This is a genomic window from Roseomonas genomospecies 6 (genome assembly GCF_008365375.1).
Lineage (GTDB): Bacteria > Pseudomonadota > Alphaproteobacteria > Azospirillales > Azospirillaceae > Azospirillum.
In genome coordinates, this window is sequence record NZ_QOKW01000024.1 from 83258 (window position 1) to 104353 (window position 21096).

The window sequence follows — 21096 nt, forward strand, 5'->3', positions numbered from 1 at the left end:
GTGGCCGTGCGGCCCCTTCCCCCTCCCGTCGAACGCCCCTCACCCGATCAGGCCGCCAGGGGCGGATGCACGGCGGCTTGCGCCAGGACGTCCAGCGTGTGGCTGGCGATCATGCGCTCCTCGTCGGTGGGGATGACGAAGACCGGCACGCGGCTGTCGGCGGCGGAGATGCGCGTGGCACGGGCACGGTTCGCCGCCCCGTCGAGGTGGACGCCGAGCCAGCCCAACTTCTCCGCCACCCGAGCGCGCACCGGGGCGGAGTTCTCGCCGACGCCGGCGGTGAAGACGACCGCGTCCAGACCGCCCATGGAGGCCGCGAGCCCCGCCGCCTGCTTGGCGACCTGGAAGCAGAACAGCTCCACGGCTTCCGCCGCCTGCGGGTTCTCGCTGTCCAGCAGGGCGCGCATGTCGTTGGACACGCCGGACACGCCCAGCAGCCCGGACTTGTGGTAGAGCAGCCGCTCCAGCTCGTCCGGCCCCATGCCCTTCTCGCGCATCAGATAGATCAGCACGCCGGGGTCGAGGGTGCCGGGGCGCGTGCCCATCGGCAGGCCGTCCAGAGCGGTGAAGCCCATGGTGGTGTCGACGCTGCGGCCCGCCCGCATGCCGCACAGGCTGGACCCGCTGCCGAGATGGCAGACGACCACGCGGGCCTCGGCCAGCTCCGGCGCGATCTGCGGCAGGCGCTGGGCGATGTACTCGTAGGACAGGCCGTGGAAGCCGTAGCGGCGCACGCCCTCGTCGGTCAGTTCGCGCGGCAGGGCGAACATCTGCGCCTGCCAGGGGCGCGTGCTGTGGAAGGCGGTGTCGAAGCAGGCGACCTGCGGCAGCTCCGGATAGACCTCGGCCAGCGCGGTCATCGCCGCGATGTTGTGCGGCTGGTGCAGCGGGGCCAGCGGCACCAGGGCCTCCAGCTCGGCCAGCACCGCCGGGGTCAGCCGGACCGGCGCGTCGAAGCGGGTGCCGCCATGCACGACCCGGTGGCCGGCGGCGACCAGCCGCACGTCGCGCAGCTCGTGCCGCATCCAGGCCAGCAGGAAGCCGAGCAGCCCGGCGCGGTCGCCGGGGCCGACCTCGTCCAGGATGCCGTCGGCCAGGACGCGGCGGGCCGCGTCCTTCGCCTCGAAACGGGGAACGGTGCCGATGCCGGAGATCTGGCCGGTCAGGACGGCCTCCGGATCGCTCTTCCCGGCGCCGCAGAAGACGGAGAATTTCAGGCTGGAGGAGCCCGCGTTGATGACGAGGCAGGCGTCACGATGCGACATGGCGTGATCCTCACTCCGCGGCCAAGGGGGCGGCGTCGAGTGCGAGGGAGGGACGGCGCGCGGCGGCCACCAGCGCCGCCACGGCGCAGGAGGCGAGGCGGGTGCGGACATTATCGGCGCGGCTGGTCAGGATGACCGGAACCCGCGCGCCCAGAACGATGCCCGCGGCGTCGGCGTTGGCGAGGAAGGACAGTTGCTTGGCGAGCATGTTGCCAGCCTCAAGGTCGGGGACGAGCAGGATGTCGGCCTGACCGGAGACGGGCGACCTGATGCCCTTGATGCGCGCGGCCTCGGCGCTGATGGCGTTGTCGAAAGCCAGCGGGCCGTCCAGGATGCCGCCGGTGATCTGGCCGCGGTCGGCCATCTTGCACAGCGCCGCCGCTTCCAGCGTGGTGGCGATCTTCGGGTTCACCGTCTCCACCGCCGACAGGATGGCGACGCGCGGCGTCTCCACGCCCAGCACCTTCGCCAGATCGATGGCGTTCTGGACGATGTGGACCTTGTCCTCCAGCGTCGGGTAGATGTTGATCGCGGCGTCGGTGATGAGCAGGGCGCGCGGGTAGGTCGGCACGTTCATCACGAAGACGTGGCTGATGCGGCGGCTGGTGCGCAGTCCGGTGTCCTTGCGCACGACCTCGGCCATCAGCTCGTCGGTGTGCAGGCTGCCCTTCATCACCGCCTCGGCCTCGCCGTTGCGGGCCAGAGCGACGGCGGCCGCCGCGGCGGCGTGGCTGTGCTCCACGTCGATCAGGCGGTAGCGGGCGATGTCCAGCCCATGGGCGGCGGCCAGCGCGCGGATCTTCGCCGCCGGGCCGATCAGGATGGGATCGATCAGGCCGGCTTCCGCCGCCTCCACCGCGCCCTTCAGCGAGCTTTCGTCGCAGGGATGGGCGACCGCCGTGGCGACCGGCTCCAGACCGTCGCACTTGTGCAGAAGCGCGTCGTGCTTGTCGTGGCGGATCATCTGGATCTGCGGCAGCGCGTGGGCCACGCGGCGGACCTTGCGGGTGGGTGCCACCACCTCCGCGGTGCCGGTCACCACGACCTCGCCGTCCTGGTTGGTGCACAGGCAGTCGAAGACGACGATGTTCCGGTCGGCCCGCTTCTCGCGCACGGTGACGGTGGCGGTGACGACGTCGCCCAGCCCGACCGGGCGGCGGAAGCGCAGGTCCTGGCCGGCATAGACGGTGCCGGCGCCGGGCAGCCGAGTTCCCAGCACGCCGGAGATCAGCGCGCCGGACCACATGCCATGGCCGATCACCTTCTGGAAGCGGCTGTCGGCGGCGAATGTCGCGTCCAGATGCACCGGATCGATGTTGCCGGAGACGGTGGCGAACAGCTCGACGTCCATGACGGTCAGTTGCCGCGCGATGCTGGCGGACTGCCCGACGGCGATCTCGTCGAAGGTGACGTTCTCGATCGGGACCGCCTCGGTCGAGGCCGCCCCGAGGTCGCCGCTGGATTCACCATTGGCAGTCATTGCAGAACACTCCGGATAAGAGAAAAAGGCATGACGCTGCCCGTTTCAGCCGATCCCTCCCGGCGCGCGCCTTGCTGAATGGGAAGCGCGTCTTGCCGTCTTCTTCTATGAGCGTCTTCTTGTATACTGATATATTAGCAGGAAGGACGCTGCGGCGCACCGAAACTGGTGCGACCGGACACTTTGCCGCAGGACGCGCTGCCAGCATCTCCAGCAAAAAGCCCGGCCCCGTTTCCGGGACCGGGCCTTCCGCTTCCAGCCGCAGCCGAACCGTCAGTCGCCGGCGGGCACCGGCTCGGCACCCGGCGGGGGAAGGGCGCCGGCACGCTTGCTGCCGAACAGACGGTAGACCGCGACGAAGAAGACCGGGACGAACAGGATCGCCAGCACGGTGGCGGAGATCATGCCGCCCATCACGCCCACGCCGATGGCGTTCTGGCTTTCCGAGCCGGCGCCGCTGCTGGTCGCCAGCGGAAGCACGCCCAGAACGAAGGCCAGCGAGGTCATGATGATCGGGCGCAGGCGCTGGCGGCACGCCTCGATGGCGGCCTCCTTCAGCTCCATCCCCTCGTCGTAGAGCGCCTTGGCGAACTCCACGATCAGGATGGCGTTCTTCGCCGACAGGCCGATGGTCGTCAGCAGGCCCACCTGGAAGTAGACGTCGCTGGGCAGCCCGCGCAGCGTGGCGGCGATCACCGCGCCGATGACGCCCAGCGGCACCACCAGGATGACCGACGCCGGCACCGACCAGCTCTCGTAGAGCGCCGCGAGGCACAGGAAGACGATCAGCATGGACAGGGCGTAGAGCACCGGGGCCTGCGAACCGCTCAGCCGCTCCTCGTAGGACAGGCCGGTCCATTCGAAGCCGATGCCCGGCGGCAGCTTGGCCATCACCGCCTCCATCTCCGCCATCGCCTCGCCGGAGCTGACGCCCGGCGCCGCGGCGCCCTGGATGTTGAGCGAAGACAGGCCGTTGTACCGCTCCAGCTTCGGCGAGCCGAAGGTCCATTCCGCCGTGGTGAAGGCGGAGAAGGGCACCATCTGGCCGGTGGCGTTGCGCACATACCAGCGGTCCACGTCACTCGGCTGCATGCGGTAGGGCGCGTCGGCCTGGAGATAGACGCGCTTCACGCGCCCCTGGTCGATGAAGTCGTTGACGTAGGACGACCCCCAGGCCGCCGCCAGCGTCGTGTTGATGTCGGTCAGCGACAGGCCGAGCGCGCTCGCCTTCTCGCGGTCCACGGTCAGCTTGTACTGCGGCGTGTCCTCCAGCCCGTTCGGGCGGACGCCGACCAGCTTGGGGTTCTGCGCCGCCATGCCCAGCAACTGGTTGCGCGCCTGCATCAGCCGGTCGTGCCCGACGCCGCCGCGGTCCACCAACTGAAGGTCGAAGCCGGTGGCGTTGCCGAGGCCCGGAACCGAGGGCGGCATGAAGGCGAAGACCACCGCGTCCTTGGCCTTCGACAGGGCGGCCATGGCGCGCCCGGCGATGGCTTCCGGCTTGCGGTCGGCGGTTTCGCGCTCGCTCCAGTCGCGCAGCCGGACGAAGGCCATGCCGGCGTTCTGGCCGCGGCCCGCGAAGTTGAAGCCGGCGATGGTGAACAAGCCCTCGACGCTGTCCTTCTCCTGCTCCAGGAAATAGGTCTCGACCTGCTTGGTGGTCTCCATCGTGCGCTCGATGCTGGCGTTCGGCGGGGCCGACCACAGCACGAACATGGTTCCGCGGTCCTCCTGCGGCAGGAAGGACGACGGCATCTGAAGGAACAGGTAGGCCAGACCGCCGACGATCAGCATGTAGGCGACGCCGTAGCGCCCGAGCCGCGACACCGCCCCGCGCACGCCGCGCAGATAGACGCGGCTGCTGGCGTCGAAGCCGCGGTTGAACAGGCCGAAGAAGCCGCGCTTGGCGTGGCCATGGCCCTTCGCCACCGGCTTCAGGATGGTGGCGCAGAGCGCCGGGGTCAGCACCAGGGCCACCACCACCGACAGCGCCATGGCCGACACGATGGTCAGAGCGAACTGGCGGTAGATGGCGCCCGCGGAGCCGCCGAAGAAGGCCATGGGGACGAACACGGCGGACAGCACCAGCGCGATGCCGATCAGGGCGCCGGTGATCTGGTCCATCGACCTGCGGGTCGCCTCGCGCGGGGGCAGCCCCTCCTCGCTCATCACGCGCTCGACGTTCTCCACCACCACGATGGCGTCGTCCACCAGAAGGCCGATGGCCAGCACCATGCCGAACATGGTCAGCGTGTTGATCGAGAAGCCGAACAGCGACAGCACGCCGAAGGTGCCCAGAAGCACCACCGGAACCGCGATGGTCGGGATCAGCGTCGCCCGGAAGTTCTGAAGGAACAGGTACATCACGGCGAAGACGAGGATGATCGCCTCGATCAGCGTCTTGACGACCTCGTGGATCGACAGCTCGACGAAGGGCGTCGTGTCGTACGGGTAGAAGACCTCCAGCCCTTCGGGGAAGAAGGCCGACAGCTCCGCGATGCGCGCCTTCACGGCGGCGGCGGTGTCCAGCGCGTTGGCGCCGGTCGCCAGCTTGACGCCCACGCCCGCCGCCGGCTTGCCGTTGTAGCGGGCGGTGATCTCGTAGGTTTCCTGCCCGATCTCGATGCGCGCGACGTCGCGCAGCCGCACCTGGGCGCCGTCGGGATTGACGCGCAGCAGGATGGCGCCGAACTCCTCCGGCGTCTGCATGCGCGACTGCGCCATGATGGTGGCGTTGATGCGCTGGCCCGGCACCGCGGGGGCGCCGCCGAGCTGGCCCGCCGACACCTGCGCGTTCTCCGCGCGGATGGCGTTGGTGACGTCGATGGTGGTGAGCTGGTGGCTGTTCAGCGCGTCGGGGTCCAGCCAGATCCGCATGGCGTGCTGCGGGCCGAACACGGTGATGTCGCCCACGCCCTCGACGCGGCTGATCGTGTCCTGGAGGTTGGAGGCCACATAGTCGGCGATGTCGCCCTGGCTCAGCCGCCCGTCGCTGGACACGAAGCCGGCGACCATCAGGAAGTCGTTGCCGGCCTTCGACACCTGGAGGCCGCGCTGCTGCACCTCCTGCGGCAGGAGCGGCACGGCGAGCTGGAGCTTGTTCTGCACCTGGACCTGCGCGATGTCCGGGTTGGCCTCCGGCTCGAAGGTCAGGGTGATGGTGACGTTGCCCGACGAATCGCTGTTCGACGACATGTAGCGGAAGTGGTCCAGCCCGGTCATCTTCTGCTCGATGACCTGGGTGACCGTGTCCTCCAGCGTCTTCGCCGACGCGCCGGGATAGCTGGCGGTGATGGACACCGTCGGCGGGGCGATCTTCGGGTACTGCTCGACGGGCAGGCCCAGGATCGCCAGACCACCCGCCAGCATGATGACGATGGCGATGACCCAGGCGAAGACGGGCCGGTCGATGAAGAATTTCGACATGGATGGGTCCTTTATCAGCGCGCCTGCGGCATCAGCGCGCCTGCGGCGCGGGCAGGGCCGCCACGGCGCTCTGCGGCGCCACCGGCTTGACCTCGGCCCCCGGCTTCACCTTCTGAAGCCCTTCGACCACGATGCGCTCGCCCGGCTTCAGCCCGTCGGAGACCAGCCAGGCGTTGTCGATCGCCCGCTCGGTCTTGATGGTGCGCGGGTTGACCTTGTTGTCGTCGCCCACGACCCAGACGCGCGCCGACCCGTCCGGCCCGCGCTGGACCGCTTCCTGCGGCACGGCGAGAGCGTTCTCGGCCACGCCCTGCTCCACGCGGGCGCGCACGAACAGGCCCGGCAGCAGGTTCAGGTCCGGGTTCGGGAAGACCGCCCGCAACTGGACGGAGCTGGTGCCCGGATCGACCGTGACGTCGGAGAACTGGAGATCGCCGCGCTGCGGATAGGGAGCCTCCGCCCCGTGCAGGACCAGCGAGACGGGGATCTTGCCGGGTTCCGCCGGGCGGATGCGGCCGCTCGCCATGTCCTGGCGGAGCTGCATGAGCTGCGAGGCGGTCTGGGTGACGTCCACATAGATGGGGTCGAGCTGCTGGACGGTGGCGAGCGCCGTCGCCTGATTGGCGGTGACCAGCGCGCCCTCCGTCACGGCGGACTTGCCGATGCGGCCCGAGATGGGAGCGAAGACCTTGGTGTAGTCCAGGTTGATGCGCGCCAGATTGTAGGCGGCCTTGGCGGCGGCGACCTGCGCCTCGTTCTGCTTCAGCGAGGCCATGGCGTCGTCGTAGTCCTGCTTGCTGACGACGCTGCTGCGCACGAGGTCGCCGTAGCGGGCGGCCTTGTTGCGGGCGGCCTGGAGGTTGGCTTCCGCCTTCTGGATGTCGGCCTGGGCGACGGCCAGCTCCGCCTCGTAGGTGGCCGGGTCGATCTGGTAGAGCTGGTCGCCCGCCTTGACGTCGCTGCCTTCCGTGAAGAAGCGCTTCAGCACGATGCCGCTGACCTGGGGCCGGATCTCGGCCACGCGGAAGGCCGCGGTGCGGCCCGGCAGCTCGGTGGTGACGGACAGGCGTTGCGGCTGGATGGTCGCCACCGCCACCTCCGCCGGCCCGGGCGCCGGCTGGCCCCCGGCAGCGTGTTTCTTGTCCTGGCAGGCGCCCAGCACCACCGTGAGGGAGGCCGCCACGGCAAGAGACAGCAATGCGTTCCTGTTGAACATCCGTTCCTCGTCAAAACGCCGTGATGCGGCGATGAAATGTTCAAAAGAGCCGGGGCCTCCGCTGCCCGCCCGGCGTTGGGAACCGGCGGAAAAGACCGGTGCGCGCGGACGGTGCGAAAAGACCCCTTTATCCGTACTGTCTCATACAGTACACTGTACTGGACGATACATTCAGAGCGACCGCTTGCGCAAGGGGGAACCGCAATGCCCGACAAGGGGGCACCCACACCGTTCCGTGACGGCACCGCCGCAATTGGCTCCGCCGGGTTGGGTTCAGGGGGCTTCGACACGCCCGGTTTCGGCCCGCGCGGCCAGGCGCGCTGCCGGGCGCTGCTCGACGCCGCGGCGGCGCTGTTCGTGGAAAAGGGATTCGCGCTGACCTCGCTGTCCGACATCCTGCGGCAGGCCGGCGGGTCGCGCACCACGCTGTACGAGCATTTCGGCGACAAGGAGGGGCTGTTCCGCGCGGTGATGGAGCGTCACTGCGACCGCGTGCTGGAGGAGATGTCGGCCATGCAGGCCGGCGAACCGGCGGCGATGTCCGAGGCGCTGGAGGAGACCCTGTTCCGCGTCGGCCTGCACATCGCCGGCACGCTGACCATGCCGGAGACCACCGCCATCCTGCGCATCCTGGTGTCGGAGGGCGGGCGCATCCCCGACATCGCCCGGGCCTTCTTCCAGGTCGGGCCGGAGAAGACCGTGCGCTGGCTCGCCGACGGATTCCGCGGCTTGGCCGAGGCCGGGCGCCTGCGCATCGACGACCCGGAGGCCGCGGCCCACGCCTTCATCGGCATGGTGGTCGGCGATCTGCTGACCAAGCGGCTGATCCTTCCCGACGAATCCGTCTCCATGGAGGAGTTGGAGCGCTACGTCCGCCAGTCCGTGCGGTTGTTCCTTCAGGGGACCCGGCCCTGACGGGACCCCCCGGACGTCATGCCTCATTGCATCGGGGAGCGTCGTCCGGCATAGCACCCTTGCCCCCACTCCGGCCCTCCCCCGCTGCGCGGGAGAGGGTGCCTTCTGCGAAGCGGCGTCCGTTCCCTCCCCTGCGAAGCGGGGGAGGGTTAGGGAGGGGGCAAAGGTTCCAGCGCGCGGGCAAGAAACCACCACACCAAGGACACGCCAGGGAATTGACCGACAAGGACACATCGACGGTCGGCCCGCGCGGACGGGCGCGGCGGCAGGCCCTGCTCGACGCGGCGGCGGCGCTGTTCGTGGAGAAGGGTTTCGAGAAGACGACGCTGACCGACATCATCAGCCGCGCCGGCGGCTCCCGCGCCACGCTCTACGAGCATTTCGGCGACAAGGAGGGGCTGTTCCGCGCGATGATGGAGGAGAACAGCGCCCGCATCCAGGACGGGTTGGCCGCCATCCAGGCCGACGAACAGGCCCCGCCGGAAGACGGGCTGACCCGCTTCGCCCTGCACCTCGTCCGGGCGCTGCTGGACGACCGCACCATCGCCGTCGTCCGCGTGCTGGTGTCGGAAGGCGGGCGTATCCCCGACATCGCCGAAGCCTTCTTCCGCATCGGACCGGAAACCGCCCAGCGGCGTCTGGCCGACTATCTGGAGCGGCAGACCGCCGCGGGTGCCCTGCGCGTCGCGGAGCCGGAGGCTGCCGCCCGCGGCTTCATCGGCATGATCACCGGCAACATCCTGCTGCGCCGCCTGATCCTGCCGGATCAATCGCTCGCCATGGAGGAGATGGAGCGCTACGTCGGGCGGGTCGTCGCCCTCTTCCTGGCGGGCGCCCGACCTCCGTCGGAAGGCTGACGGCGTCGCGGCGCAAAGGAAAGCGTTAGGACAGAAGGACAGGCACCGAAACATACTTCAGTATGCTAGGTTTCTCACGATTGTTGCATTCATCCCAATGGCCCATGGGCCGGGACGGTCGATCGTGTCCATGGTCCGCTGGCTGCTGCTGCTCGTGCTCACCCTGGCTCCCCTGATCGGGTTCGAGATCTATTCCCATGCCAAACTGCGGGCGGAGCGGGAGGCCGAGATCGGGCAGGAGGCGTTGCGCCTGCTCGATCTGGTCCAGACCGAGCAGCAGCGGATCATCGCCGATGTCGAACACATCCTCACCACGCTGGCGGAGGCGAACATCGCCGGCCCGGCCTGCCAAGGGACGATGGAACGGCTGAGGCAGCGCCTGCCCAGCTATCTGACGCTGGGCTTCGCGGATCGTTCCGGCACCGTCCTGTGCTCCACCGACCCGCGGACCGTCGGAGCCGGGATCGCGGAACAGCTGCAAATCCAGCAAGCCCTGTCCACCGGCCGATTCGCGGTGGGGGAATACAGCGTCACCGAAGGGCTGAGCCATCACGTCCTGCCCTTTGCATTGCCCTACGCCCAAGGCGGCGACGGTGCGCCCCATGGCCGCATCGACGGCGGCGGCCCGCCCGATCCCGCGGTCGTCACCGCGCTGCTCGACCTCGACTGGCTGCGGCAGTATCAAGCCCGCAAGCCCCTTCCGCCGAACACGGCCGTCCTGCTGGCCGACCGCGCCGGCACGGTCCTTGTCCGCGTACCGGAACTTCCCGGGCTGATCGGCCAGACGCTGCCAAAGCGGCTCGACCTGTTTTTGAACGGCGGCAACACGGGAACGGCGGTGATCGAAGGGGCGGACGGCGTGTCCCGCATCTCCGCCTATTCCCCGCCCGGCGCGAACGGCAGCGGCCTCGCCATCGCCGTCGGCATCGACCGCTCCGCCGCCCTGCATGCCATCGACCGTGCCGCCATACGGTCATGGGCTCCCTTTCTGATCATCCTGGTGCTGACTCTGATCGGGACCGCCTGGGTCATCGGGCGCCTGACCCGGCAGCGTGAGACGGAGCGGTCCATGCTCAAGGCCGTGCTGGAGCATCTGCCCTCCGGCGTGGTGGTGGCGGAGGCGCCGTCCGGGCGGGTGCTGCTGCACAACAGCGCGGCGGAGCGGCTGATCGGCAAGCCGCTGGGCAAGATCGCCCGCATCGAGGACTATCCCAGCCCTTTCACAAAGGGTGGCGACGGCGGTTCGCCGGAGGAACCGCCCGGCACCTCGACAGAACTGCCGCTGGTCCGCGCCTTGCGCGACGGCGCCGTGGTGAAGCAGGAGGAACTCCGCCGCGACACCCCCGCCGGTCCCGTCACCTGTCTGGCCGATGCCGAGCCGGTGCGCGATCCCAACGGCTGCATCACCCTGGCCGTCGTCACCCTGACCGACATTTCCGAGCGCAAGGCCGGCGAGGAGGCTCTGCGCCGCAGCGAGGCGCGCTTCCGCGAGTTGGTCGAGAACACCCCGGTGATGATGTGGGTGAACCGTCCGGACGGCGGGCGGGAATTCTACAACGCGGCGTGGCGGGACTACACCGGACAGCGGATGGAGGAGGATGAGCGCTGGTCCCACATCCACCCCGCCGACCATCCCATGATGCGCAGCGTCCGCGAGCGCGCCATCGCCGCGGGCGAACCCTATGGCTTCGACCTGCGGATGCGGCGCCACGACGGGGCCTACCGCTGGCACGTCTGCCGGATCAACCCGATGCGCCAGAACGGTCAGATCATCGCCTGGGTCGGCACCGCCGTCGACGTGCACGAAAGCCGCATGGCGCGCGACGCTGCGGAGCAGGCCGACCGGTCCAAGAGCCGCTTCCTGGCCGCGGCCAGCCACGACCTGCGCCAGCCCATGCAATCCATGTTCTTCTTCGCCGAGGCCCTGCACAGCCACGTCCATTCCCCGCGCGGGCGCGACGCCCTGGCGATGCTGGAACGGGGCATGGAAACGCTGAAGGGGCTGCTGGACAGCCTTCTGGACGTCTCGCAGCTCGACGCCGGAGTGATCGAACCGCGGATCGAGGATTTCCTGCTCAAACCGCTGCTCGACGACATCGGCGCCGCCTACGCCCCGCTCGCCTCCGCCAAGGGGCTGGATCTCCAGGTGATGAACCACCGCGACATCACGGTGCGCAGCGACCGCAACCTGCTGGGCCGGATGGTGCGCAATCTGGTGGAGAACGCCATCCGCTACACCGAGCGCGGAGTGATCCGCCTGGAATGCAGCCTCCTGGACGGGCAGGCCGGCATCATGGTGCGCGACACCGGCATCGGCATCTCCGGCGACCAGATGTCCTGGATCTTCGAGGAGTTCTATCAGGTCGGCAATCCCGAGCGGGACCGCAACCAGGGGCTCGGCCTCGGCCTCGCCATCGTGCAGAAGCTGTCGGCCCTGCTCGACCACCCGGTGGAGGTGCGCTCGGAACTCGGCAAGGGATCGGTGTTCCGCATCACCGTGCCCCTCGGCACCGCCGCCGAAAGCCCGGCCCCGCCTCCCGCTTCCCGGGAACCGGCGCGCGGGCGGCTGGCCGTCCTGATCGACGACGATGTCATCGTGCTGATGGGCCTGCGGTCGATCTTCCAGGATTGGGGCTACGACACCATCGTCGCCTCCTCCACCGAAGAGGCGCTGGAGCGGCTTCGGGCGGCGGGACGGCGGCCCGACGTGATGGTGGCCGACTACCGGCTGCGGGAACACAAGGTGGGCACCGAAGCGATCCTGAAGATCCGCGAACTGGCCGGGAAAGAGGTCCCCGCCGTTCTGCTGACCGGCGATTCCGGCCCCGACGTGATGCAGGAGGCCGAGCGGCACGGAATCGGCCTGATGTTCAAACCGGTCACCGCCCGCCTGCTCCAGGAAGCCCTGTCCCGCCAGACCGGCACCGCCGCGTGAGCCGTCGGCTCGGTGTGGGGTGGATGCGGCATCTGGGGAGGTTGCCCCCGAGAATCCCGAACCCCGGCCCGCCCGTCTACGTCCCCCGCACCGCCAGCACCCCCCGCCGGACCTGCTCCGAATCGTAGGGCTTGCGCAGCACCGTCGCGTCGCGGAACGCCTCCGGGAAGATCGCGGACTCGCCGTAGCCGGTGGCGAACAGGAAGGGGATGCCCAGCTCGCGCAGCCGTTCCGCCACCGGGAAGGAGGTTTCCATGCCCAGGTTGACGTCCAGGAGCGCCACGTCCGGCGGGTCCTCGGCGATGGCGACCAGCGCCTGGCGGACGCTCGCCACCGTCTCCACCCGGTCGGCGCCCAGCCTCAGCAGCATGTCCTCCGCGCTCATGGCGATGATCATGTTGTCCTCCAGCAGGAGCACCGTGCCGCGAAGCGGAACATCCGCCGCCGCGCAGGGCGTCACTGCCGCCTCCGTCACCGCAGCCCGCTCCGGCGCGAGGCTGACATGGATGGCCGGAATGGAGAAGCGTGCCTTCAGCCCGGCCAGGGCATAGGTCACCGTCGCCTCGCCCTTCAGTTCGTGGGGGACGGAGCGTTCGATGATGGTGGTGCCGAAGCCCTGGCGCACCGGCGCCTGAACGGGCGGGCCGCCGCTTTCCTCCCAGCAGAGTTCGAGGGCATCCTGCTCGTCCAGGCTCCAGCGGACCACCACCCGGCCCCCGCCGTCGATGAACGCGCCGTATTTTGCGGCGTTGGTCACCAGCTCGTGCATGACCAGCGCCATGACGGACAGGGCGGGGGGCGACAGAAGCACCTCCGGCCCGGTCAGGACCACCCGCTCCGCCCGGCTGCCCAGATAGGCTTCGACCTCCGCCGCGATGAGGGCGCGCAGGGGGGATGGCTTCCAGTTCTCCGCCGTCAACTGGTCATGCGCCCGCGCCAGCGCCTGGATGCGCCCGCCGACGATCTCCGCGAACTCCTCCACGCGGGTGACGCCGGCCCGGCTCTGGGTCAGCAGGGCGCGGACGAGGCTCAGGATGTTGCGGACCCGATGGTTCAGTTCGGCGATCAGCAGCTCCTGCCGCTCGCGGGCCATCCGGCGCTCCTCCTCCGCCTGATCGGCCAGCCGCAGCACCACCTCCATCAGCGTGATCCGCAGGAAATCCGCGATGCGCTGGTCGGCCTCGCTCCAGGGTTCCGACTGGCCGTGCACCGTCTCCCTCCACGCCTCGAAGCTCTTGCGCGGGGTCAGGCGCCGTCCGTTGGGGCCGGATTCCACGGGCTTGTCGGGGTTGCCGGCCCAGATGACGGTCCGCACCGACTCCTTGCGGAAGAAGATGATGTAGTCCCGCGGCTTGCGCGACACGGGTATGGCCAGCATGCCGGCGGCGCGCTCGGCGAAATCCGCCGCCGGCTGGTGGACCTGCCCGATCTCGCTCGTGGCGAAGACGCGGCTGGCGTGCGTGCGGTTCAGCATGCGCACCAGCCCGAGCAGCTCCTCCTGCGTCGGGGTGCTGCCCTCCAGAAGGGTCTGCCCACCCAACACGATGGCGAAGCCGTCGCTGCGGATGTAGTGGCCGACCTCGCCCCTCAGCCGCTCCAGATTCTCCATGGAGGAGGCGCCGTCCGCCATCACCGCCATGATGCGGGTGTGAAGCAGACGCGCCTTGGCCTCGTAAGCCTCCTCCCGGTCGCGCTCCACGCTTTCCAGCAGGAAGGAAAACATCTGGCCGTACAGCTCCGCCGCCGTGCGCCGTTCCAGCGACAGGCGCCGCGGCACCAGATTGTGGCAGGCGAACAGGCCCCACAGCTTGCCCCGGCGCAGGATCGACACCGACAGCGAGGCCGCGACCCCCATGTTGCGCAGATACTCGCAATGGACGGGCGACACGCTGCGCAGGACGCTCATCGACAGGTCGAGCGGCTCGCCCTCCGGCCCGACGGGCGGCAGGATGGCCGCGGGCGGGGCGCTCACGTCGTCGATGCAGCGCAGCCAGTTCCGTTCGTACAGGGCGCGGGCCTGCTTCGGGATGTCCGACGCCGGATAGCGCAGCCCGAGGTAGGAGGGCACGCCGCGCACCGCGGATTCCGCGATCACCTCCCCCGCCCCGTCCCGGTCGAAGCGGTAGACCATGACCCGGTCGTAGCCGGTCAGCGACCGCAACTGCCGCGCCGCCTCCCGGCAGCAGGTGCCGAAATCGGCGGTGCGCTGAAGCCGCGTGATCATGGCGCGGATCATGGAGCCGACGTCCAGGTCGCCCTCCGGCTCGCTCGGCTCCGCCTCGATGATGATCGAGTGGCCGGACAGATGGACCGCGATGTCCAGGGGCAGCGCGCCGGCCGACACCTTCAGCCGGAAGAGCCGCTCCACCGATCCGTTGATGAGGGAAAGCTGAAGCCGACCGCGGATGGCGTGCAGCGCCTCCTCATCCATCACTCCGGTCAGGGGAAGGCCCAGCAGGGCGTCGGGCTCCACGCCCAGCCACGCGCCGATGTTGGCCGAGACGTGCTTGACGATCCAATCGGTCGACAGCGCGATCAGGAATCCGGAAGACTGAATCGACCCGACAAGATGAATCGGCTCCCGGTCGCAATTGCTCAAGTCCACGCCACCGGTCATCGTCGCCCTGCTCCCGTCATTCGGCCACCATCGCCATGCGTCCCACTCATTCGTAAACTATACCGTGCACTGCGGAACGCCGGCCTTTTCACGATGAACGATCCTGCCAGCCTTGCCAACATCGCCCTTGCCGACATCCGGGCCTAGCGGTGCGGCACGGTGCCGATGTGAAATAATCCGGAAACGCCTTTTCTCCAACTCGGCACCGCTCGGCGGAAGGCACTATGCCCCTTCTTGCCACCGTCCCCCGCGTCGTCATGCGACATTTTGGCAGCAGCAGGCGCCGCCCCGCGGAACGGGCTTGCCTTTCGATCTAATATACTAGTATTTTATTTGAGAGGGACAGAAGCGCGGCCCGGTCGGCGCGGCAACACCTCCGCGACCGGCCTGAGGTGCCCCGCGCGTCACGCCTGTGCCGGCGCGCCGGTCTTACCGTCATGCGCCCGCCCTGCGCGCGCGCGACCCGACCGCCGTCCCGTCCTCTTCTTGCGGAGCCTGCTTCGATATGACCACCGCCACCCCGATCCGCCGCTTCCGGCAGACGAAGATCGTCGCCACGCTGGGTCCGTCCTCCTCCTCGCCGGAGATGATCCGCTCGCTGTTCGAGGCAGGCGTGGATGTCTTCCGCCTGAATTTCAGCCATGGCTCGCACGACGACCACGGCGCCCGCGTGCGCGCCATCCGCGCCCTGGAGCGCGAGCTGGAACGGCCCATCGCCATCATGGCCGACCTCCAGGGGCCGAAGCTGCGGCTTGGCCGCTTCGCCGACGGCGCGGTGGATCTGACGGTGGGGCAGCGCTTCCGCCTCGACCTCTCCACCGAACCGGGCGGCGGCGCCCGCGTCGGCATGCCCCATCCGGAGATCTTCGCCGCCCTGCGCCCCGGCACCGACCTGCTGCTGGACGACGGCAAGGTCCGCCTGCACGTCGTCGATTGCGGCCCGGACCACGCCGATACCATCGTGGTGGCCGGGACGCGCCTGTCCGACCGCAAGGGCGTGAACGTGCCCGACGTGCTTCTGCCCCTGTCGCCCCTGACAGCGAAGGACCGCGCCGACCTCGTCTTCGCGCTGGACCAGGAGGTGGACTGGGTGGCCCTGTCCTTCGTGCAGCGGCCCGAGGACGTGGCGGAGGCGCGCAAGCTGATTGCCGGGCGCGCCGCCCTGATGTCCAAGCTGGAGAAGCCCCTGGCCATCCAGCATCTGGAGCGCATCGTGGAACTGTCGGACGGCGTGATGGTCGCCCGCGGCGATCTGGGCGTGGAGATGCCGCCGGAGGACGTGCCGAGCATCCAGAAGCGCATCGTCCGCGAGGCGCGCAAGGCCGGAAAGCCGGTCATCGTCGCCACGCAGATGCTGGAATCGATGATCGCCTCCCCCGCCCCGACCCGCGCCGAGGCGTCGGACGTCGCCACCGCCATCTTCGACGGGGCGGACGCGGTGATGCTGTCGGCGGAAACCGCGTCGGGCGCCTACCCCATCGAGGCGGTGTCGATGATGGACCGCATCGCCCGCCGGGTGGAGCATGACGACCTCTACCGCAAGATGATGGACGCCCAGCACGCCGACCCGCAGGAGACGGCGGCGGACGCCATCACCGCGGCGGCGCGGCAGGTCGCCCACACCATCCACGCGGCGGCGATCGTCACCTACACCACCAGCGGCTCGACCACCCTGCGCGCCGCCCGCGAGCGGCCGGAGGTGCCGATCCTCTGCCTGACCGCGACCGTCGCCGCCTCGCGCCGTCTGGTGCTGGCCTACGGTGTCCACAGCGTGCTGACCGAGGACATCCAGAACTTCTCCGACATGGTGCACAAGGCGACCCGCATCGCCTACGCCCATGGTCTGGCCGAGGACGGGCAGCGGCTGGTCATCACCGCGGGCGTGCCCTTCGGCATGCCGGGCTCGACCAACATCCTGCGCATCGCCTGGGTGGAGCGCCCCGTCCTTCCGGCAGGTGGGTACACGCGTGACGCGCAGGAGGCCCCGTCCGATCAATTGACCCCTGTCATGGCCGACGCCGGGGCCTGACGTAGGATGGCACACAGCGCCGGTGCCGCAATGAAGCGGGCACCGGCGCCCATTCACGAGGTGCCTCATGCTCAGCCCGATTACCCCACACCCCGCGCATTCCGCCGGGACGGGCGCATCGGTCCGCGGCTGGGTTCATTCGGTGGAAACGGGCGGAACGGTCGATGGGCCGGGCTTGCGCTACGTCCTGTTCCTGGCCGGATGCCCGCTGCGCTGCCAGTACTGCCACAACCCCGACACGCGCCACATGCACGACGGGTCGCCGGCCCAGTCCGCCGACGTGCTGGCCGACATCGCCACCTACGCCGATTTCCTGCGCCGCGCCCATGGCGGGCTGACCATCAGCGGCGGCGAGCCGCTGGTCCAGCCGGACTTCTGCGCGGCCATCTACCGTGGCGCCAAGGCGTTGGGCCTGCACACCGCGCTCGACACCTCCGGCTTCCTGGGCAGCCACGCCGACGACCATCTGCTGGCCGACGTCGATCTGGTGCTTCTGGACATCAAGGCGTTCAAGGAATCCACCCACCGCGCCGTCACCGGCGTCCCGCTGCGCCCGACGCTGGAATTCGCGGAGCGGCTGTCGCTTCTGAACAAGCCGATCTGGCTGCGCTACGTGCTGGTCCCCGGCCTGACCGACCATCTCGACGAGATCGAGGGGCTGGCGGAGTTCGCCGCCGGACTGAACGTGGTGCAGCGCGTGGACGTCCTGCCCTTCCACAAGATGGGCGAGTTCAAGTGGAAGCAGCTCGGCCTGCCCTACACGCTGGCCGGCACCGAACCTCCCCCGCCGGAGCTGACCGAGCGGGTGCGCGGCATCTTCCGGGCGCATGGCCTGAAGGCCGTGTGAGACGCCGTATGAGATGAGGACCCAATCCATGGACACGCATTCCCTTCCGGAGGCTCCCGCACACGCCTCCCCCGCCGCTCCGCCCACCCCGTCCCTCGACGCGCTGATGCCCGACGCCATCGCGCTCGCGGCGGAGAATCTGGGCGTCAAGAAGGCCAATTACGACGCCGCGACGCTGTTCGCCCTGGCGGTGCTGGCCGGCGCCTTCATCGCTCTGGGCGGGCTGTTCGCCACCGTCGCCGTGTCGGGGGCGGAGGGCATGCTGCCCTACGGTGTGACCCGGCTGCTCGGCGGTCTGGTCTTCTCGCTGGGGCTGATCCTGGTCATCGTCGGCGGCGCGCAGCTCTTCACCGGGGACGCGCTGATGGTGATGGCCTGGGCCAGCGGGCGGGTGAAGACAAAGCGGATGCTCCAGGTCTGGACGATCGTGTGGATCGGCAACTTCGTCGGCGCCGCCGGCACGGCGCTGCTGGTCTTCCTGTCCGGGCAATACGGTTTCGGCCACGGGGCGGTGGGCGCCTCGGCGCTCTACTTCGCCACCGCCAAGGCGGGGCTTCCCGCCGGACAGGCCTTCTTCCTGGGCATCCTGTGCAACGTGCTGGTCTGCCTGGCGGTGTGGCTGGCGCTCGGCGCGCGCAGCGTGACCGACAAGATCCTGGCCATCGTCTTCCCGGTCAGCGCCTTCGTCGCCGCGGGTTTCGAGCACTGCGTCGCCAACATGTATTTCGTGCCGCTGGGCCTGCTGATCGAGTGGGGTGCCCCGGCGTCCTTCTGGTCCGACCTGGGCCGCGCCGCGCCGGTCATCCCGGTGGGGCAGTTCCTGCTGAACCTCGCCGCGGTGACGCTGGGCAACTGGTTCGGCGGAGCGGTGCTGGTCGGCGCCGTCTACTGGTTCATCTACCGCCGCCCGAGCCGCCGCACGGCGCATTGAACGGCGGCTGGGGTGGGGGCATTCCAGGCTGCGACACTTTGCCTGGACTGTCCCCACCTTTGCCCCTCAGCAACGGGCGCAAACACTAATATATTAGCGGAAGCGAATCTCTTGGGGCGCCGCTCTGTGCGTGGGCGACCCGCTCGTACGACGAGGTGGCTCATGCCATCGGACACCCTTACCGCCGCGGCCCCGCCGCGGCAGCGCCGGCTTGCGACGGTCCGGCCCGCGCAGCGCTCCGCCTCTCCCATCTACCGCGACCTGCGGAACGACATCCTGTCGATGCGCCGAAGGCCCGGCGAACCCATCGCCGAAGCCCGCATCGCCGAGGCCTACGGCGTCAGCCGCACCCCCGTGCACGAGGCGGTCCTGCGGCTGGCCGACGAAGGGCTGATCGACGTCTTTCCACAATCCGGCACCTACGTGGCCCTGATCCCCATCGCCGCACTGCCGGAGGCCGGCGTGATCCGCAAGGCGCTGGAGGAGGCCACGGTGCGCATGGCCGCCGCCCGCGCCACCGCCAGCCACGTCGCACGGCTGCGCGCGGCGCTGGAGGGGCAACGCGAACTCTGCGCCGCGGACGACCGCGACGGCTTCCACGAGGCCGACGAGAGCTTTCATGCGCTGCTGGCCGACATCGCGGGCTTCCCGGGCTTCTGGGCGCTGGTGCGGCAGGTGAAGGTGCAGGTGGACCGCTGCCGCCGCCTGACGCTGCCCGTCCCCGGCCAGATGGCCAAGGTCATCGCCGAGCACGAGGCCATCGTGGACGCCATCGCCGCCCACGACCAGGAGGCGAGCGTCCTGGCGCTGGGAGCCCATCTCGACGGGCTGGGGCTGACCATCGACGATCTGCGCGCCGTCGCACCGCTCTGTTTCACAGACCGCCCAGCCGGCGCGGGGCGGCAAACGCTGCCCTGGTTTTAATCCCCGACCCGCTTGCGACATTTTAGCGCCGACCGTTCCGAACCCCCGTTTTGTGCTTGCGCTCTCATCTGATATATTAATATAACTAGCTCAGCGGAGCCCGGCACGGACTCGAACGGCCCAGCGCAGACCGCTCCTCGAACAACAATTCATGCGCTGCGTGGAAGAAGACCGCGAGCGATCCGGAAAAAGGAAAAAGGAAGACCACACATTCAGCCCGTCGGCAGACGCCGATGGCCTCGGGATTTTTCGCCCATCCCTTGCGGGATTATTTTTTACTCATGTTTCGCAGCGCTGTTATCGAAGGCGTCGCCGAGGAAAAGGCGGGGAAACCTTTTGCATTCGAGACATTTCGTTTGTCCATTTTCGGCGGGCACGACGATCCGCCACCGCTCCAACAGGCAATTCTCCTAAGGCAGGAGTACGGTCCATGAAGACTCCCTTCCGTCGCCTCGGCATGGCGCTGCTCGCCGCTTGCGCCGCGGGCGCGCTGCTCGCCGCGCCGGTCTCGGCCCGCGATTTCCGGTCCGCCGACATCCACCCCGCCGACTACCCGACCGTCGAGGCGGTCAAATACATGGGCAAGCTGTTGAGCGAGCGGACCGGCGGCAAGCTCGGCGTGAAGGTCGACCCGAACGGCGCGCTGGGCAACGAGCGCGACACGATCGAGCAGATCAAGATCGGCGGGCTCGACATGATGCGCATCAACGTGGCGCCGCTGAACAACGTGGTGCCGGAGACGATGGTCGTCGCCCTGCCCTTCATCTTCCGCGACACCGACCACATGCACGCCGTCCTGGACGGCCCCATCGGCGACGAGATCCTGGCCGCCATGGAAAGCCAGGGGCTGATCGGGCTGGCCTTCTACGACAGCGGCTCGCGCTCGCTCTACACCAAGAAGCCGGTGTCCTCGCTGGCCGACCTGAAGGGCATGAAGATCCGCGTCCAGCAGTCGGACCTCTTCGTGTCGATGATCGAGGCGCTGGGCGCCAACCCGACGCCGATGCCGATGGGCGAGGTCTACACCGGCCTGAAGACCGGCATCATCGACGCGGCGGAGAACAACTACCCCTCCTATGAATCCTCGCGCCATTTCGAGGCCGCCAAGTACTACACCCGCACCGAACACGCCATGGCGCCGGAGGTGCTGGTCTTCTCGAAGACCTCTTGGGACCGGCTGTCGAAGGATGACCAGGCCGCCATCCGCAAGGCCGCCAAGGACTCCGTCCCCCACATGCGCAAGCTGTGGGCGGAGCGCGAGGAGGCGTCCCGCGCCATCGTCGAGAAGGCCGGAACCCAGATCGGCGACGTGGCGAACAAGCAGGAATTCATCGATGCGATGAAGCCCGTGTTCGCCAAGTTCGCGAACACGCCGAAGCTGCAAGGCCTCGTCCAGCGCATCCAAGACACGAAGTAAGCCGCGCGGTCGCGGCGCCCGCCTGCCCCGGCCGGCGCCGCGAACCCGCGGGAAGGACGGCATCATGAGCATCGAACTGGAATTGGAAGAGGTCCGACCTCTTGCCCCACCGGGCCTGCTGACACGGGTGAACGCGCGGCTGGCGCGGTCGGGGATGTGCGTGGCGATGGTCGGCCTGATGGCCATCGTGGGCGTGGTGTTCTATCAGGTCTTCGGCCGCTACGTGCTGAACGACTC

At 69.1% G+C, this 21096-nt stretch carries 13 protein-coding genes; 8 read left to right on the plus strand and 5 right to left on the minus strand.

Going from position 1 to position 21096, the window contains the following annotated elements; translation table 11 throughout:
* Window positions 1-47: 47 nt before the first annotated feature.
* The 4 genes from DS843_RS23935 to DS843_RS23950 form a co-directional block, all read right to left on the minus strand.
* Window positions 48-1265, minus strand: a complete 1218-nt coding sequence (locus DS843_RS23935; protein ID WP_149471341.1) for an acetate/propionate family kinase — start codon at window positions 1263-1265, stop codon at window positions 48-50.
* Between the two features lie 10 nt (window positions 1266-1275).
* On the minus strand, window positions 1276-2745 hold the full coding sequence (locus tag DS843_RS23940; protein ID WP_149471342.1) for a bifunctional enoyl-CoA hydratase/phosphate acetyltransferase: 1470 nt from the start codon (window positions 2743-2745) through the stop codon (window positions 1276-1278).
* A 273-nt stretch (window positions 2746-3018) separates the two neighbouring features.
* Window positions 3019-6171, minus strand: coding sequence for an efflux RND transporter permease subunit (locus DS843_RS23945; protein WP_149471343.1), 3153 nt, complete (start codon window positions 6169-6171; stop codon window positions 3019-3021).
* A 31-nt stretch (window positions 6172-6202) separates the two neighbouring features.
* Complete coding sequence (locus tag DS843_RS23950; RefSeq protein WP_149471344.1) at window positions 6203-7387, minus strand: efflux RND transporter periplasmic adaptor subunit; 1185 nt, start codon at window positions 7385-7387, stop codon at window positions 6203-6205.
* Between the two features lie 204 nt (window positions 7388-7591).
* Here DS843_RS23950 and DS843_RS23955 point away from each other — a divergent pair, with 204 nt between their 5' ends.
* The 3 genes from DS843_RS23955 to DS843_RS23965 all read left to right on the plus strand — a co-directional run bounded on the left by DS843_RS23955 (window position 7592) and on the right by DS843_RS23965 (window position 12094).
* Window positions 7592-8302 carry a TetR/AcrR family transcriptional regulator gene (locus DS843_RS23955; protein ID WP_149471345.1) on the plus strand — a complete coding sequence of 237 codons (711 nt, stop codon included), beginning with the start codon at window positions 7592-7594 and terminating at the stop codon, window positions 8300-8302.
* Between the two features lie 215 nt (window positions 8303-8517).
* Window positions 8518-9159, plus strand: a complete 642-nt coding sequence (locus DS843_RS23960; RefSeq protein WP_167525442.1) for a TetR/AcrR family transcriptional regulator — start codon at window positions 8518-8520, stop codon at window positions 9157-9159.
* A gap of 130 nt (window positions 9160-9289) precedes the next feature.
* The gene (locus DS843_RS23965; RefSeq protein WP_149471361.1) at window positions 9290-12094 is read left to right on the plus strand and encodes an ATP-binding protein; all 2805 of its coding nucleotides are present in this window, start codon (window positions 9290-9292) and stop codon (window positions 12092-12094) included.
* Window positions 12095-12170: 76 nt separating this feature from the next.
* Here DS843_RS23965 and DS843_RS23970 read toward each other — a convergent pair whose 3' ends face one another.
* On the minus strand, window positions 12171-14711 hold the full coding sequence (locus DS843_RS23970; protein WP_149471346.1) for an HWE histidine kinase domain-containing protein: 2541 nt from the start codon (window positions 14709-14711) through the stop codon (window positions 12171-12173).
* A 505-nt stretch (window positions 14712-15216) separates the two neighbouring features.
* On the opposite strand from DS843_RS23970, the gene pyk reads away from it, so the two are divergent.
* From pyk to DS843_RS23995, 5 genes are all read left to right on the plus strand, one after another.
* Complete coding sequence (pyk, locus tag DS843_RS23975; RefSeq protein ID WP_149471347.1) at window positions 15217-16740, plus strand: pyruvate kinase; 1524 nt, start codon at window positions 15217-15219, stop codon at window positions 16738-16740.
* Between the two features lie 67 nt (window positions 16741-16807).
* Window positions 16808-17587: a pyruvate formate-lyase-activating protein gene (gene pflA / locus DS843_RS23980; protein WP_149471348.1), complete on the plus strand. Its 780-nt coding sequence runs from the start codon at window positions 16808-16810 to the stop codon at window positions 17585-17587.
* A 28-nt stretch (window positions 17588-17615) separates the two neighbouring features.
* The gene (locus DS843_RS23985) at window positions 17616-18518 is read left to right on the plus strand and encodes a formate/nitrite transporter family protein (protein WP_149471349.1); all 903 of its coding nucleotides are present in this window, start codon (window positions 17616-17618) and stop codon (window positions 18516-18518) included.
* A gap of 162 nt (window positions 18519-18680) precedes the next feature.
* Entirely contained in the window at window positions 18681-19442 is a 762-nt protein-coding gene (locus DS843_RS23990; protein WP_149471350.1) for a GntR family transcriptional regulator, read from the plus strand.
* 430 nt (window positions 19443-19872) lie between these two features.
* On the plus strand, window positions 19873-20859 hold the full coding sequence (locus DS843_RS23995; RefSeq protein ID WP_208852302.1) for a TRAP transporter substrate-binding protein: 987 nt from the start codon (window positions 19873-19875) through the stop codon (window positions 20857-20859).
* The last annotated feature ends 237 nt before the right edge of the window (window positions 20860-21096 follow it).